Raw genomic sequence first — 13,745 nt, 5'->3', positions numbered from 1 at the left:
GATAAGGCGGTGGACCAGGCGTACTTGCGCGCGCACCCCGAGCATCTACCGACATTTCTCACCCACCAGCGCATCCGGGAGACGCCGGTGGGCGGCGGCAGCGTCTCGGCCGCGAACCGGCTGACCTTGGACGATGGCACGTCGCTGTTCGCCAAGACCTGGCGGTCGGGCACGGCCCCGGAGGGATTCTTCGCCGCCGAGGCGGCCGGCCTCGCCTGGCTTCGGGAGGCGGGCGCCCCCGTACCGGAAACGATCGTGGCCCTTCCCGAGATCATTGCCCTGGAGTGGATCGAGCCGGGTGAGCCGAGCCGGGCCGGGGCGATGCGCTTCGGCCGCGATCTGGCTGCGCTGCATCGCTCGGGAGCCGAGGCTTTTGGTAGTGAATGGCCGGGTTTCATCGGTCCGCTTCCTCTGGACAACACACTGTCGCGCGGGCCGTGGGGTTCCTGGTTCGGCGAGCGCCGCCTCCGGCCGTACCTCAAGATCTCGGCCGATCGCGGCGCACTCTCTGCGACCGAGATCGCGCTGGTGGAAAAGATCATCAAGAGGCTTGCGGAGTACGCCGATGGCGAGGCTCCCAGCCGCACGCACGGCGATCTCTGGCCCGGGAACGTGCTGTGGGCGTCGGACGGCCGGGCCTGGCTCATCGATCCGGCCGCCCAGGGTGGTCACCGGGAGACCGACCTGGCCGAGCTGGCGCTGTTCGGCGGCCTCGCTCACCTGGAGACCGTGATCGCCGCCTACCAGGAGGTGCATCCGCTGGCCGACGGCTGGGAAGCGCGCGTACCCCTGCACCAGATGCACCTGATGCTGGTGCACACCGCCGCCTTCGGCGGGACCTATCGGGACGCCGTACGGATCACGGCCGAGGCCGCCCTGCGGGCTGTGTGATCCATCTCGGTTGTCCACAGGCCGAAATCAGCAGCGGCGCTCGGGCCCGCGAGCGGATAGATTCGTTGAGTGAGCAAGCGGTGGAGGTCCCGGTGAATGCGCTCGCCGACCGGTTCGGGCGGGTGGCGACCGATCTGCGTGTCTCGCTCACCGACCGCTGCAACCTCCGCTGCACCTACTGCATGCCGGAGGAAGGGCTAGCCTGGCTCCCCAAGCAGGACCAGCTCACCGACGACGAGGTGGTCCGGCTGATCCGGATCGGCGTGGAGCGGCTCGGCATCCGTGACGTGCGGTTCACCGGCGGCGAGCCGCTGCTGCGCCGTGGCCTGGTCGGCATCGTGCAGGAGTCGGCGCGGCTCGCGCCCCGCCCACGGCTGATGCTGACCACGAACGGCATCGGGCTCGAGCGGCTGGCCGAGCCACTGCGCGACGCCGGCCTCGACCGCGTGAACGTCTCGCTCGACACCCTCGACCCGGCCCGGTTCACCGCCCTGACCCGCCGCGACCGCCACGCCGACGTGCTGCGCGGCCTGAAAGCGGCAGCGGCCGCCGGCCTGACCCCGGTGAAGATCAATACCGTCCTCATGCGCGGCATCAACGACGACGAGGCGCCGGCCATGCTGCGCTTCGCCCTCGATCACGGCTATCAGCTGCGCTTCATCGAGCAGATGCCGCTCGACGCCCAACATCAGTGGGATCGGCACACGATGGTCACGGCCGACCAGATCCTGGCCGACCTCGAGCCGTTCGGCCTTCAGCCCGATTCGGTTTCACGTGGAACGGCGCCGGCCGAGACCTGGCTCGTCCCCGGCCGGGTCGACGCGGCCGGCGAGCCCGCCCGCGTCGGCGTCATCGGCTCGGTGACCAGGCCCTTCTGCGGCGACTGCGACCGCACCCGACTCACCGCCGACGGCCAGGTGCGCGACTGCCTGTTCGCCACCAAGGAAAGCGACCTGCGCGGCCTCATGCGCGGCGGCGCCACCGACGACGAGCTGGCCGCGGCCTGGCAGGTCGCCATGCGCGGCAAGCGGGCCGGACACGGGATCGACGACCCGAGCTTCCTGCAGCCGGCCCGCCCCATGTCCGCGATCGGAGGATGAGTGGCCACCTCACTGACCGTCCGCTACTTCGCCGGCGCCCGCGCCGCAGCCGGCGGCGTGTCCGCCGAGCCGGTGGAGGCCGACTCGCTGGACGGCTTGAAGCAGGCCCTGACCGACCGCCACGGCGAGCGCCTGGGGGTCGTCCTCAAGGCGGCCAGCTTCCTGGTCGACGGCCTGGCCTGCCACGACGCGAAGGCCCCCCTCCCCACAAACGCCACCGTCGACGTCCTTCCCCCTTTCGCGGGCGGCTGACCGCCCGGCGCGGATCCTTAGCCGGCGAACGACGCCGCTGACGGTCAGTTCACGCCAGTCCCTCCAAGCCACGCCGGCAGCTCGTCGTGCACGCGGTGGACCGCGTCGGCCAGCTGCCCTCGGGCAGCACGGCGACCGCGCTGCCGGGACCGACCCGCACCTGCGCGTGGGTGGCGTGGCTGTGCCGGCCTACGGCCTTTGCCCCAGCCGCGCCGCGCAGCGCACCGACGGCGGAGCGGTTGCGGCTCATGTCGTGGTCGGCTGCCTGTACAACTAGGCGTCTTTGCGACCTCGACATCCCGGACCTGGACACGTGGCAATCCCAACGCCCTGCAACCCGGGCATTCTGCGCCCGGCTCCCTGCACCTGGGCAGCGTGCCTCGACGCCCGGGCACCTTGCCAACCCGACCCCTGCACCGGGCATCTCGCAGTGCCGACACCCCTTCCACCCGGGCACCTTGCAACTCCCGGCACGTGCCACCGGCGCGCCTCGCAATGGGCACCCTCCAACCTCGGAGAATCCTCGAACCCCGGCACTCCTCCACCCCCGGGGCACCCTCCAACTTTTCGCATCCTCCAAGCTCGGGCAACCCGCCAACGTCCGGCATCATGCGCACCAAGTGCTTCCGCATAGCCCAAGCGGCGCCGACCGTAGGCGGACGATGGGCTGGCGGCGGGTGAACTGCGGCAGCGCTGCGGGTGACGCCGTGGGCAACGGTCAGCCGTGACGATGGTCAGCCGTGACGATGGTCAGCCGTGACGATGGTCAGCCGGTGACAACGGTCAGCCATGGGCAACGGTCAGCCGGTGACAACGAGTTTGCCAACGACAACAGTCATCGCGCGGCGACAGGCGACAAGCTGGTAAGCGCGCAGCGACAGGCGACAAGCTGGTAAGCGCGCAGCGACGGGCGGACGAGTTGGTAAGCGCGGGGCGACGGGCGACGAGTTGGTCAGCGACGGGTGGGCCAACCACGCGGTGGGCAGCCATGAATTGGTCAGCGGCGACGGGTTGGCGGGCGGTGACGGCCAGCCGAGCGCGGCGGGAGCGCCAGCGGCTGCGGTTCGCTGCCGACGAGCCGGCGAAGCCGACGGTTAGCCGGCGAAGTATCGATGGTTGCGGGCGGTGGGGCGGTGTCCGCGCGGCTAGGCTGCTCGGCGTGCTCGATGCGACGGCGGGGGTGGTGGCGGCCGCGTACGGGCTGGGGCCTGTCCTGGGTCCGTTCGTGCCGTTGAGCTATCGGAGCTCGCGGACCTGGACTCTGACTGCCCGCAAGGGGCGTTTCCTGGTCAAGCACGTGCCGGCCGAAGGGTGGCGGGACGATTTCGCCCGGGCTATGCGGTTCGAGGAGAAGGCGCTCGCGGCCGGGATCTCGATGGCCCGGCCGGTTGCCCCGGTTGCGACGGCTCCGGCGTTCGGGTGCGCGGTCGAGGTAGATGGGATCGGGCTGCTTCGGGTGTACGAGTGGGTCGACGGGCGGCCCCTCGACGACGCCGATGAGGTGAGCGCCTGGCTCGGCTCGACCCTGGCCCGGCTGCACCGGATCGAGCCGAGTGGGCGCCCAGAGGCGGCGCCGGAGTGGTACCGGCTGGACGATCGGGAGCAGTGGGACGGGTGGCTCCGGGAAGGCGAGCGGCTTCGGAAGCCGTGGGCGCCGGTCCTCCGGGACGGGCTGACGGGCATCCTCGACTCGGCGGCGTGGGTCTCGCGGACGTTTCGGGAGGCCGGCGACTACGTGGTGACGCACCGGGACATCGAGCCGTGGAACGTGCTCATGACCGATGCGGGCCCCGTACTGATCGACTGGGACGTCGCCGGCCCGGACAGCGCCCGGCTGGAGGCCGCCCAGGCCACGCTGAGTTTCACCACCCGGGCCGGCCTGCCCGATCCGGCGGTGGTCCGGCGAACGGTCGAGGCCTACGTCGACGGCGGTGGCATGCCGTTCTCGGGAGCCGACGTGATGGTTCGGCGGGTGGGGCTACGGCTCGGACGGCTGGCCGAACGGCTGCGCATGTCCCTGGGCCGGCAAGAACTCGGCCCTCACGAAGTGGCGCAGGTCGAAGCGCGAGCCGCCGCCCAGATAACCGACATGCCCGACTTCGTAGCCCGGGTACGACTGTTCGGGTCCATGCTCTGAGCGACATACGGAAAGTGTCAGGGGGTCCCTGTAGCGTTCCTCCCGAGCTCGCCGGTGCCCGTGTGCACCTGGCAGGAGACTCTCAGCGGCAATCGGGAGACTTGCTGGGTTCATACGCGGTTGGGGAGGGACATTGGCAGCGTTCGTCGGGCTGATCTTCGTGGTTGTCGGCCTGGTCCACTTCTATCTGTGGAAGCGGCTCGTCAAGGATCCGATGCGGTCCCGCACAGGGCGCCGGGTCGGGGCGGTGATCGCCGTCGTCTTGGCGGTGCTCGTCCCCACGACACTCATCGGCGTCCGCTCGGGGGCGGTCCAGTGGCTGGCCTGGCCCGGGTACCTGTGGATCGCGCTGATGTTCTACCTGCTGGTGACCTTGGCCGTACTCGAGATCCCCCGCCTCGCCATCCTGCTGACGTGGCGCTTCGGCCGTCGTGGAACCGCGGCCGCCGACGCAGACGCGACCGACGCCGAGCCGGTGCGGATCGGCTCGAAGGCCACACCCGCCGAACGGGGCACGCCGCCGGAAGCCGGCGCGCCCGAACAAACGGCCGCGCCGGGCGAGGGCGCTCTCGGTCAAGCTGCCGTGAGTGATGAACGAGCCCTGACCCCTGGATACGCTCCGGCCAGCGAGGGTGGCGACGGTGGCGAGGGTGGCGACGGTGGCGAGGGTGGCGACGCTGAGCGATCCGACCAGAACGAGGGTGGGATTGATCGGCGGCTGGTTCTTGCTCGGGGGGTGGCGATCTTCGCCGGGCTCACCGCGGCGTCGGTCACCGGGTATGGGGTCAAGACTGCTCTGGGTGGGCCGCGGATCGATCGGCTTCAGATGCCGCTCGCGAAGGTGCCGCGGAGTATGGACGGGTTTCGGATGGCGGTCGTGTCCGACATTCATCTGGGGCCGTTGACCGGTGTCAATCACGCGCGGCGGATCGTCGACCAGATCAATTCGGTGCAGGCGGACATCGTGTGCGTCGTCGGTGACCTTGTGGACGGCAGCGTGGCGGAACTGGGGCGGTTCGCGGCGCCGCTGGCCGAGATCGAGTCGCGACATGGGGCGTTCTTCGTGACCGGTAATCATGAGTACTACTCCGGCTATCAGGAGTGGGTGGAGGAGGTGGCACGGCTCGGCATGCGGCCGCTGCGCAACGAGCGGGTCGAGATCAACGGGCTCGATCTGGCCGGTGTGAACGATCTCGGTGGGGCCGAGCACGGTGACGCGCCCGATTTCGCGCGGGCGCTGGGGGATCGGGACACCGCGAGGCCGGTCGTGCTGATGGCTCACCAGCCCGTGGCCGTGCACGACGCCGCCCCGTTCGGGGTCGATCTCCAGGTTTCCGGGCACACGCACGGTGGGCAGATGGCACCCTTCAACCTGCTGGTGCGGCTGCAGCAGCCGGTCGTGTCCGGGCTCGGCCGGGTGGACGGGGTGCCGGTCTACGTGACCAACGGCGCCGGCTTTTGGGGTCCACCTGTGCGGGTCGGGGCGCCACCTCAGGTCAGCGTGATCGAGTTGCGCTCGAAGTGAGATGTGATCGACCTGATGCGGCCCGAGGGCATCAAGATCCGTAAGTTTGTGAGGCGTGGCGATTCGTGCGAGCGACGGAGGGCGTGACAGGATGCAGCGCGTGCCCTCGGAGAACGCAGGGTCCCCGGTCGCCGCGGACACCTATGTCGCGGATCTCCACATCCACTCGCGCTTCTCGCGAGCCTGCAGCCGCGATCTGACGCTGCCCAACCTGGCCTGGTGGGCGCGGCGCAAGGGCATCGCCCTGCTGGGCACCGGCGACTTCACCCATCCGGCCTGGTTCGACCACCTCAAGGAGAGCCTGGTCGAGTCCGGCCACGGCCTCTACCGCCTGGCCGCCGAGGCCGAGGCCGAGGTCACCAAGCGGCTGCCCGGTTCGCTGCAGGCGAGCACCCCGGCGCGGTTCATGCTCAGCGTCGAGATCTCGACGATCTACAAGCGTGACGACCGTACGCGCAAGGTGCACCACCTGATCTACATGCCCGATCTGGCGGCGGCGGCCCGGTTCAACACCGCGCTCGGGCGCATCGGCAACCTGACCGCCGACGGGCGGCCGATCCTCGGGCTCGACTCGCGCGACCTTCTCGAGATCGCGCTCGAGGCGGGCGGCTATCTGATCCCGGCCCACATCTGGACGCCGTGGTTCTCCGCCCTCGGCTCCAAGTCGGGCTTCGACGCGATCGCCGACTGCTACGCCGACCTGGCCGACCACATCACCGCTGTCGAGACCGGCCTCTCCTCCGACCCGGAGATGAACTGGCGCGTCTCCAGCCTCGACCGCTACCGCCTGGTCTCCAACTCCGACGCCCACTCGCCGGCTGCGCTGGCCCGTGAGGCCACCCTCTTCACCGGTGTGCCCGACTACGAGGCCGTCCGCACCGGCGCCGGCCTCGCCGGCACCCTCGAGTTCTTCCCCGAGGAGGGCAAGTACCACGCCGACGGCCACCGCGCCTGCGGCGTGAACTGGGAGCCGGAGCGCACCCGCCAGAACAACGGCCGGTGCCCCGAGTGCGGCAAGCCGCTCACCGTCGGGGTGCTCAGCCGCGTCGAAGACCTCGCCGACCGGCCGGTGGGCTTCCACAAGGACACCCACGTCGAGCACCTCATCCAGATCCACGAGATCCTCGGCGAGATCAACGGCGTCGGCCCCAAGTCGAAGACCGTCGAGTCGCAGCTCAACCACCTGGTGGCCACCCTCGGCGCCGAGCTCGACATTCTGCGCCGGGTGCCGCTCGAGGAGATCGGCAAGGCCGGCGGCGACGACCTGCGGGAGGCGATCACCCGGCTGCGGGCCGGTGACGTGCGCCGGGTGCCGGGTTACGACGGCGAGTACGGCGTGATCACGCTCTTCGACCAGGGCGAGCTGCGCAACCGGGCCAGCGCCCCGCAGGCCGAGACGCTGTTCGACCTGCCCGCGCAGCACCTGCCTCAGCAGCGCAAACCCGAACCGGCGATCGGCCGCGCCCCGGCGCCCAAGCCCAAGCCGGTCAAGCCGGTCAAGGAGCCGAAAAAGGCCGTCGTGCCGCCGCTCGCGTCCCCGCCGAGCCCGCACGAGCCGTTCGAGCCGATGCTCTCCGGCATGGAGGAGGTCGGCACCGGCCTGCTCGACCGGCTCGACGCCATGCAGCGGGTGGCCGCGTCGGCGCCGGGCGGCCCGCTGCTGATCGTCGCCGGGCCGGGTACCGGCAAGACCCGTACGCTGACGCATCGCATCGCCTACCTCTGTGCCGAGCTGGGTGTCTTCCCGGAGCGCTGCCTGGCCATCACCTTCACCCGGCGGGCCGCCGGTGAGCTGCGGGAACGCCTCGACGCGCTGCTCGGCGACATGGGTGCGGACATCACCGTCGGCACGTTCCACTCGGTCGGCCTGTCGATCCTGCGCGACAACGCGAAAGCGGCCGGGCTGGGCACTTCCTGGCGCATCGCCGACGAGGGTGAGCGGGCCGAGGCGCGCGAGCAGGCCGGCGACGACGACCTCGCGTACGCGAAATTGCTGCGCCAGCAGGATCTGGTCGACCTCGACGAGCTGATCAGCCTGCCCGTCGCCCTGCTGCGCGACGATCCGGCGCTGGTGGAGAAGTACCGCCGCCAGTGGCAGTGGATCTTCGTGGACGAGTACCAGGACGTCGACGACACCCAGTACGAGCTGCTGCGCCTGCTCAGCCCCGCGAACGGCAACCTGTGCGCGATCGGCGATCCGGACCAGGCGATCTACTCGTTCCGCGGCGCCGACGTGAAGTACTTCCTGCGCTTCAACGAGGACTTCGTCGACGCGCGCCTGGTCCGGCTCACCCGCAACTACCGTTCGTCGGCGCCGATCCTGGCCGCCGCCGTGCAGGCCATCGCGCCGTCGTCGCTGGTGAACGGCCGGCGGCTCGACCCCGCGCGGCTCGACCCGGAGGCGCCGCTGGTCGGGCGCTACCCGGCGGCGAGCGTGGCCGACGAGGCCGACTTCGTGGTCCGTACGATCGACGAGCTGGTCGGCGGCCTCTCCCACCGCTCGCTCGACTCGGGCCGGGTCGACTCGCGCGCCGGCATCGCCGGCAACCTGTCGTTCTCGGACATCGCCGTGCTGTACCGGACCGACTCCCAGTCCGGCCCGATCGTCGAGGCGCTGTCCCGGGCCGGCGTGCCGGTGCAGAAGCGCTCGCACAACCGGCTGCGGGACCGGGCCGGCGTTCAGGAGATCGCCCGCGAGCTGCGGCACGAGGACGGCCTGGGCGGTTCGCTGGCGGCCCGGGTCAAGCTGACCGCGCAGGTGCTGGCGCAGCGCTACGCGGCCCCCACGCTGGACGGCGCGCAGGTCGCGCCCGAGGACATCTGGACCGCCGCCGAACTGCTGCTGCCGCTGGCCCACCGGATCGGCGACGACCTTCCGCGCTTCCTGCAGGAGATCGCGACCGGGGCCGAGGTGGACGCGCTCGACCCGCGGGCCGAGGCGGTCAACCTGCTCACCCTGCACGCGGCCAAGGGCCTCGAGTTCCCGGTGGTCTTCCTGGTCGGTTGCGAGGACGGCCTGCTGCCGCTGCGGTGGCCGGGCCGCACGCCGTCCGACGACGAAGTCGCCGAGGAACGCCGGCTGTTCTTCGTCGGCCTCACCCGCGCGCAGGACCGCCTCTACGTCAGCCACGCGGCGCGCCGGTTCCGGCACGGCAGGGAACGCGAGCAGACGCCGAGCCCGTTCCTCGACGTGATCGATTCCGGTCTGTTCGAGCGGCTGGGTGACACGGTCCCGTCCCGCCCGAAGGACCGCCAGCTCAGGCTGTTGTGATGATCGCGGCCAGCGCCCCGGCGAGGAGCGCCGGTCCGAAGGGGAGCGGCTGCCGCCGACCGGCCCGGCGGGTCAGCAGCAGAAAACCCGCGATCGGCCCGTTGATCAGGTGGGGCGCGATCACACCGACGGCCACCGCCGGCCAACCGGCGAAGCCGAGGATGAAGGCCAGCACGGCGCCGAGCTTCACGTCGCCCAGCCCGAAACCCGGCAGCAGCAGGTACACGCCGAGCACCACCACCCCGGCCACCAGCGCCGGGCCGATCCGCTCCGGCCGCAGAACCGCGAGCGGCACTCCCGCGACGAACGCGAGCAGGCCGACGAGCCGGTCGGGCAGTCGCAGGCAACGCCGGTCGATCATCGCGAGCAGCAGCGCCGGGACCGCGGCGAGCAGGTACACCGGCAACAGGGGCGACTCTCCGATGGCGACAGCCAGGAGCGCCGCCACTGCGGCGCCGGTGGCGGTCGTGACGACGTACACCCGGGAACAGGAACAGAACGCACCCACCCGGACCCACGCGGAAAGCGCGACCCCGCACGAGGCGCATGTGGACCGGCTCGGCTCGCCGTAGGGAACCGCGAGCCGATAGGCGATGCGGGGGAGGAAGGCCGCGGTCGCCGCGCCGAACGTCGCGGCCAAGATCACGAGGGGTATCGGCACGGATGTGCACCGTAGCGGTATCGATTGCGCGACGGGCGTCGTGTTGCCGACAGAGGCGGCGATTCCGTGCGGGTTTGCGTCGTGCCCGCACGCTACGGTGAGAGCGCATAACCCGCCTTCGGAGGATCCCTGATGTCGCAGAACGGCCCGTACTCCGGTCCGCCGTGGTCGAGCGGGAGCTCCGATGAGCCGTATGCGGAGCCCGCCGACCCGTGGGGTGACCATGGAGCCCCGGTGCAGGAGCCGGCGTGGGGTGCCCACCCGCCGTCGATCCCGCAGCAACCGGTGTCCTACACCTCGGCCCCGCTGAACGCGCCGGTGAGCCCGGACGGCGACTGGTTGCGGACTCCTCCGCCGTCGCCACCGAAGCGCAACACCCCGATCATCGCGCTCGTGGTGACGCTCGGCGTGCTGATCTGCATCGGGCTCGGCGCGACGGCGTGGCTGCTCAAGGAGCGTAACGACAACAAGGGCAACCAGGCCTCGCCGAACGCGTCGGCCTCCGCCGCCCAGCCGGACGGGCCGGCGCCGCGCGGCAGCGAGGACGCCCGGTTCTATGTCAAAGAGGGCGACTGCGTGGTGAACGAGGGCTCCGACGCCCGGCCCGACATGCGGACGTCGGCCTGCACCACCGGCACGTACGAGGTGCTCAAGCAGATCAAGGGGAAGACGTCGGGGGAGCCGGACGCCGAGAAGAAGTGCTCGTCGGTGTCGGGGTACACGAAGTGGTACTTCTACGACAGCGCCTTCGACGACCTCGACTTCGTGCTGTGCCTCAAGGAGCACAAGAACTCCTAGGCCGCTCTAGCCATCTCTAGCCCTGAAGCTAGATAGCGCTAGAGACGCCTCGAAACGTACACGAGGTAAAACTAGGCATCTCTAGCGTCAGAGCTAGACGGCCCGATACTGTGCAATCCGTGGATCCGGTGAGGAACCCGTACGCCCCCGGCGCCGGCCAGCGCCCACCCGAGCTGGCCGGGCGCGACCGCGAGCTGGACGCCTTCGACGTGGTGCTCGAGCGGGTCGCCCGTGGCCGCCCCGAGCGCAGCCTCGTGCTGACCGGCCTGCGCGGCGTCGGAAAGACCGTCCTGCTCAACACGCTGCGCTCGGCGGCCATCGGCCGGCTCTGGGGCACCGGCAAGATCGAGGCGCGCCCCGATCAGTCGCTGCGCCGCCCGGTCTCGGCCGCGCTGCACATGGCGATCCGCGAGCTCGCCGCCCACCACCGCGACCCCGACCGGGTCGACGAGGTGCTCGGCGTGCTCAAGGCGTTCGCGCTTCGGGCCAACGACAGCAACGCCAAGCTGCGCGACCGCTGGGCGCCCGGCATCGACGTGCCACCGGCACGCGGGCGGGCCGACTCCGGTGACATCGAGATCGACCTGGTCGAGCTCTTCACCGACGCGGCCTCGCTCGCCACCGACGTGGGCACCGGCATCGCCCTGTTCATCGACGAGATGCAGGATCTGGGGCCGGCCGACGTCTCGGCCCTCTGCGCCGCCTGCCACGAGCTGTCCCAGCTCGGCGCGCCGCTGATCGTGGTCGGCGCCGGCCTGCCCCATCTGCCGGCCGTGCTCTCGGCGGCGAAGTCGTACTCCGAACGGCTCTTCCGCTACCAGCGCATCGACCGGCTCGACCGGGTCGCGGCCGACCTGGCGCTCTGCGCGCCGGCCGCCCGGGAGGAGGTCGAATACGAGGCGAAGGCCCTCGACCTGCTGTACGAGAAATCGGGCGGCTACCCGTACTTCGTGCAGGCGTACGGGAAGGCGACCTGGGACCACGCGCCGCAGTCGCCGGTGACCGACGCCGACGTGCGGGTCGCCGCGCCCGAGGCGGAGGCCGAGCTGGCGGTGGGCTTCTTCGGTTCGCGGTTCGAACGGGCCACGCCGGCCGAGCGCGAATACATGCGGGCCATGGCCGCGCTGTCCGGCGAGCCGGACAACGACATGGACGCGGCCGTGCCGACCTCGGACATCGCGACCGCGCTGGGCCGCAAACCGGCGAGTCTGTCCCCGGCCCGGGACGCGCTGATCAAGAAGGGGCTGATCTACTCGGGTGAGCGTGGCACTGTCGCGTTCACGGTGCCGCATTTCGGGCGCTACCTGCGTACGCAGCCGGTGTGATCCGCGTACGGCGGGTATAACGAGGGTCATGAAGCCCGTACGCACCGTCGCCCGCGCGATGCTGGCCTCGATCTTCGTGGTCAGCGGCGTCCGCGTCCTGCTCAATCCCGATTCCAAGCTCGAGACCGCCCAGCGGGTCACCGACAAGGTCGGCCCGTGGCTGGAGAAGACCGACCCGCGCCTGCCCTCCGACACCCGGACGCTCGTACGGCTCAAGGCGGCGAGCGACGTGGTCGCCGGGCTGGCCCTGGCCACCGGCCACGTCACCCGCCCGGCGGCGGCGGTGCTGGCCGCGGGCCTGCTGCCCACGACGGCCGCCGGTCACCCGTTCTGGGACCGTTCGAGGCCCGACCGCGCGCAGCAGGAGACCCAGTTCCTCAAGAACCTGAGCCTGCTGGGTGGTCTGCTGCTCGCCGCCGCCGACACGCAGGGGCAGCCCGGGCTGCGCTACCGGACCACGCACGCGGTGGACCGGTCCCAGCGCAACGTCAGGCGCGCCGTCCGTACGGCCAAACGCGAAGCCAAGATTGCCGCGATGAGCGCCGCGGCCGCACGCAAAATGCCCGGCTAACAACCTCTTTGCGATCTTTGCGTTAAGCCGACGAGGGGCTGCGCGGTCGCTTCCGCCTGCCTGAAGCGGTCGCTTCCGCCTGGCTGGGGCGGTCGCTTCCGCCTGGCTGGGGCGGTCGCTTCCGCCTGCCTGGAGTCGAGAGCGACGGGGGTCGCGCCATGTCGGCGGTGCTTGCGGGGACAGTCTCCATCGGTGGGCTGTGGAGGCTCAGCCTGGCCATCGCCGGGGTGGCCGCCCTGGGTCTGGCCGTGACCGCCCTCGCCGGACCGGTGGCCCGCCGGTACGGCCGGGCCAGCCGCCCGGTGGTGGTCGTCGCCACCGTCCTCGCCCTGCTCCTGGAGCCGGTGCGCGCGACGCTCGAACTCGGCGGTCTCGACCTGATCCTGTTCGGCCTGGTCGTGGCCGACCTGGTGGCGCTGCGCCGCTCGGCCTGGGCCCGAACCCGGGCCACCTGGTGGCCACAGACGGCCGGCGGAAGCCGCCTGCGGCGGATCTGGTCGACCGGCTCCTGGGCCGGCGCCGGCATCGGCATCGCCTCCGCCCTGGCCCCGGGAACCCTGCTCTTCGTAGCCCACCTGGCCCTGACCAGGCAGTGGCGGGCCGCGCTGACCGCCCTGGCCACGGCCGGGACCCTGATCACGGGGGCGCTGCTGGTGGCACCGGGCGTCTGGTTCGCCAAGGTGTTGCCGAGCATCGACCGGGCCGGGCCACTCGACGCACCCGCCAATCAGTCGCTGGCGGGTGTGCTGGCCCGCCTCTACGACTCGGCGAGCACCCCGGTGCTGGTGTGGCTGTCGTTCGCGGTGCTGCTGCTCGCGGTGGGCCTGATCCGAGCCCGCTCGGCCCACGCGGAGGGCGACGAGATCGCGGCGTTCACGTTGGTGGGCCTGGCCGGCGCGGCGGTGGCCCCGGTCAGCACGGCGAACGAGCTGGTCTGGGCCCTCCCGGCCATCCTGATCCTCATCGACGCGGCGGCACGGCGGAGAGCCAGCCCTCGACGGCCGGTCCCCCGTCGCCTGACCGGCCTGGGGCCGTTCCTGGCGGCGGCGGTGGTGGCCCTGGTCTTCGCCGTCCCACCCGTCGGCAACGTCACCGCCATCACGGTGATCGTGCTGCTCAACGCCCTGCCGTGGCGCCCGTCGGCCCCCGCCCGACGCCGCCCCACAGCCGCGGCCCCGCGGGTACCAGCCATCCCCGGCCCAAGGCTCAGCTGA

At 71.3% G+C, this 13,745-nt stretch carries 12 protein-coding genes; 10 read left to right on the top strand and 2 right to left on the bottom strand.

The window, feature by feature from the left end:
* The first annotated feature begins 9 nt into the window (after positions 1-9).
* From ACGFJ7_RS42290 to ACGFJ7_RS42280, 3 genes are all read left to right on the top strand, one after another.
* Positions 10-891 (top strand): fructosamine kinase family protein, encoded by an 882-nt coding sequence (locus ACGFJ7_RS42290; protein WP_392647730.1) that lies wholly within the window; start codon positions 10-12, stop codon positions 889-891.
* A 92-nt stretch (positions 892-983) separates the two neighbouring features.
* Positions 984-1,991, top strand: a complete 1,008-nt coding sequence (gene moaA, locus ACGFJ7_RS42285; protein ID WP_392647727.1) for a GTP 3',8-cyclase MoaA — start codon at positions 984-986, stop codon at positions 1,989-1,991.
* A complete protein-coding gene (locus ACGFJ7_RS42280) occupies positions 1,992-2,243 on the top strand; it encodes a MoaD/ThiS family protein (RefSeq protein WP_360247849.1) in 252 nt (83 codons plus the stop codon).
* Positions 2,244-2,292: 49 nt separating this feature from the next.
* On the opposite strand, the gene ACGFJ7_RS42275 is transcribed toward ACGFJ7_RS42280, so the two are convergent.
* Positions 2,293-2,493, bottom strand: a complete 201-nt coding sequence (locus ACGFJ7_RS42275; RefSeq protein ID WP_360247851.1) for a hypothetical protein — start codon at positions 2,491-2,493, stop codon at positions 2,293-2,295.
* 909 nt (positions 2,494-3,402) lie between these two features.
* Here ACGFJ7_RS42275 and ACGFJ7_RS42270 point away from each other — a divergent pair.
* From ACGFJ7_RS42270 to ACGFJ7_RS42260, 3 genes are all read left to right on the top strand, one after another.
* Positions 3,403-4,380: a phosphotransferase enzyme family protein gene (locus tag ACGFJ7_RS42270; RefSeq protein ID WP_392647723.1), complete on the top strand. Its 978-nt coding sequence runs from the start codon at positions 3,403-3,405 to the stop codon at positions 4,378-4,380.
* 187 nt (positions 4,381-4,567) lie between these two features.
* A complete protein-coding gene (locus ACGFJ7_RS42265; RefSeq protein ID WP_392647816.1) occupies positions 4,568-5,905 on the top strand; it encodes a metallophosphoesterase in 1,338 nt (445 codons plus the stop codon).
* A gap of 91 nt (positions 5,906-5,996) precedes the next feature.
* Complete coding sequence (locus tag ACGFJ7_RS42260; RefSeq protein ID WP_392647720.1) at positions 5,997-9,176, top strand: UvrD-helicase domain-containing protein; 3,180 nt, start codon at positions 5,997-5,999, stop codon at positions 9,174-9,176.
* Here the strand turns inward: ACGFJ7_RS42260 and ACGFJ7_RS42255 are convergent.
* Entirely contained in the window at positions 9,163-9,837 is a 675-nt protein-coding gene (locus ACGFJ7_RS42255) for a prepilin peptidase (protein ID WP_360247859.1), read from the bottom strand. The genes ACGFJ7_RS42260 and ACGFJ7_RS42255 overlap by 14 nt on opposite strands.
* A gap of 132 nt (positions 9,838-9,969) precedes the next feature.
* Between ACGFJ7_RS42255 and ACGFJ7_RS42250 the strand changes: the two genes are divergently transcribed.
* The 4 genes from ACGFJ7_RS42250 (at position 9,970) to ACGFJ7_RS42235 (ending at position 13,745) form a co-directional block, all read left to right on the top strand.
* Positions 9,970-10,635, top strand: coding sequence for a hypothetical protein (locus tag ACGFJ7_RS42250; protein WP_360247861.1), 666 nt, complete (start codon positions 9,970-9,972; stop codon positions 10,633-10,635).
* Positions 10,636-10,754: 119 nt separating this feature from the next.
* Complete coding sequence (locus ACGFJ7_RS42245) at positions 10,755-11,960, top strand: ATP-binding protein (protein ID WP_360247863.1); 1,206 nt, start codon at positions 10,755-10,757, stop codon at positions 11,958-11,960.
* Between the two features lie 28 nt (positions 11,961-11,988).
* Entirely contained in the window at positions 11,989-12,531 is a 543-nt protein-coding gene (locus tag ACGFJ7_RS42240) for a DoxX family membrane protein (protein ID WP_360247865.1), read from the top strand.
* A gap of 158 nt (positions 12,532-12,689) precedes the next feature.
* The gene (locus ACGFJ7_RS42235) at positions 12,690-13,745 is read left to right on the top strand and encodes a glycosyltransferase 87 family protein (protein ID WP_360247867.1); all 1,056 of its coding nucleotides are present in this window, start codon (positions 12,690-12,692) and stop codon (positions 13,743-13,745) included.

The sequence above is a fragment of the Actinoplanes sp. NPDC048988 genome (assembly GCF_043197815.1).
Classification (GTDB): Bacteria; Actinomycetota; Actinomycetes; order Mycobacteriales; family Micromonosporaceae; genus Actinoplanes.
Note: the sequence above shows the minus strand (reverse complement) of the source record. Positions and strands in the feature narration are given on the sequence as shown.

What these genes read in the sequence shown, in the direction of transcription:
- ACGFJ7_RS42275 (WP_360247851.1), bottom strand. Translation starts at nt 2,493, where the DNA reads ATGAGCCGCAACCGCTCCGCCGTCGGTGCGCTGCGCGGCGCGGCTGGG.
- ACGFJ7_RS42260 (WP_392647720.1), top strand. Translation starts at nt 5,997, where the DNA reads ATGCAGCGCGTGCCCTCGGAGAACGCAGGGTCCCCGGTCGCCGCGGAC.
- ACGFJ7_RS42250 (WP_360247861.1), top strand. Translation starts at nt 9,970, where the DNA reads ATGTCGCAGAACGGCCCGTACTCCGGTCCGCCGTGGTCGAGCGGGAGC.
- ACGFJ7_RS42240 (WP_360247865.1), top strand. Translation starts at nt 11,989, where the DNA reads ATGAAGCCCGTACGCACCGTCGCCCGCGCGATGCTGGCCTCGATCTTC.
- ACGFJ7_RS42235 (WP_360247867.1), top strand. Translation starts at nt 12,690, where the DNA reads ATGTCGGCGGTGCTTGCGGGGACAGTCTCCATCGGTGGGCTGTGGAGG.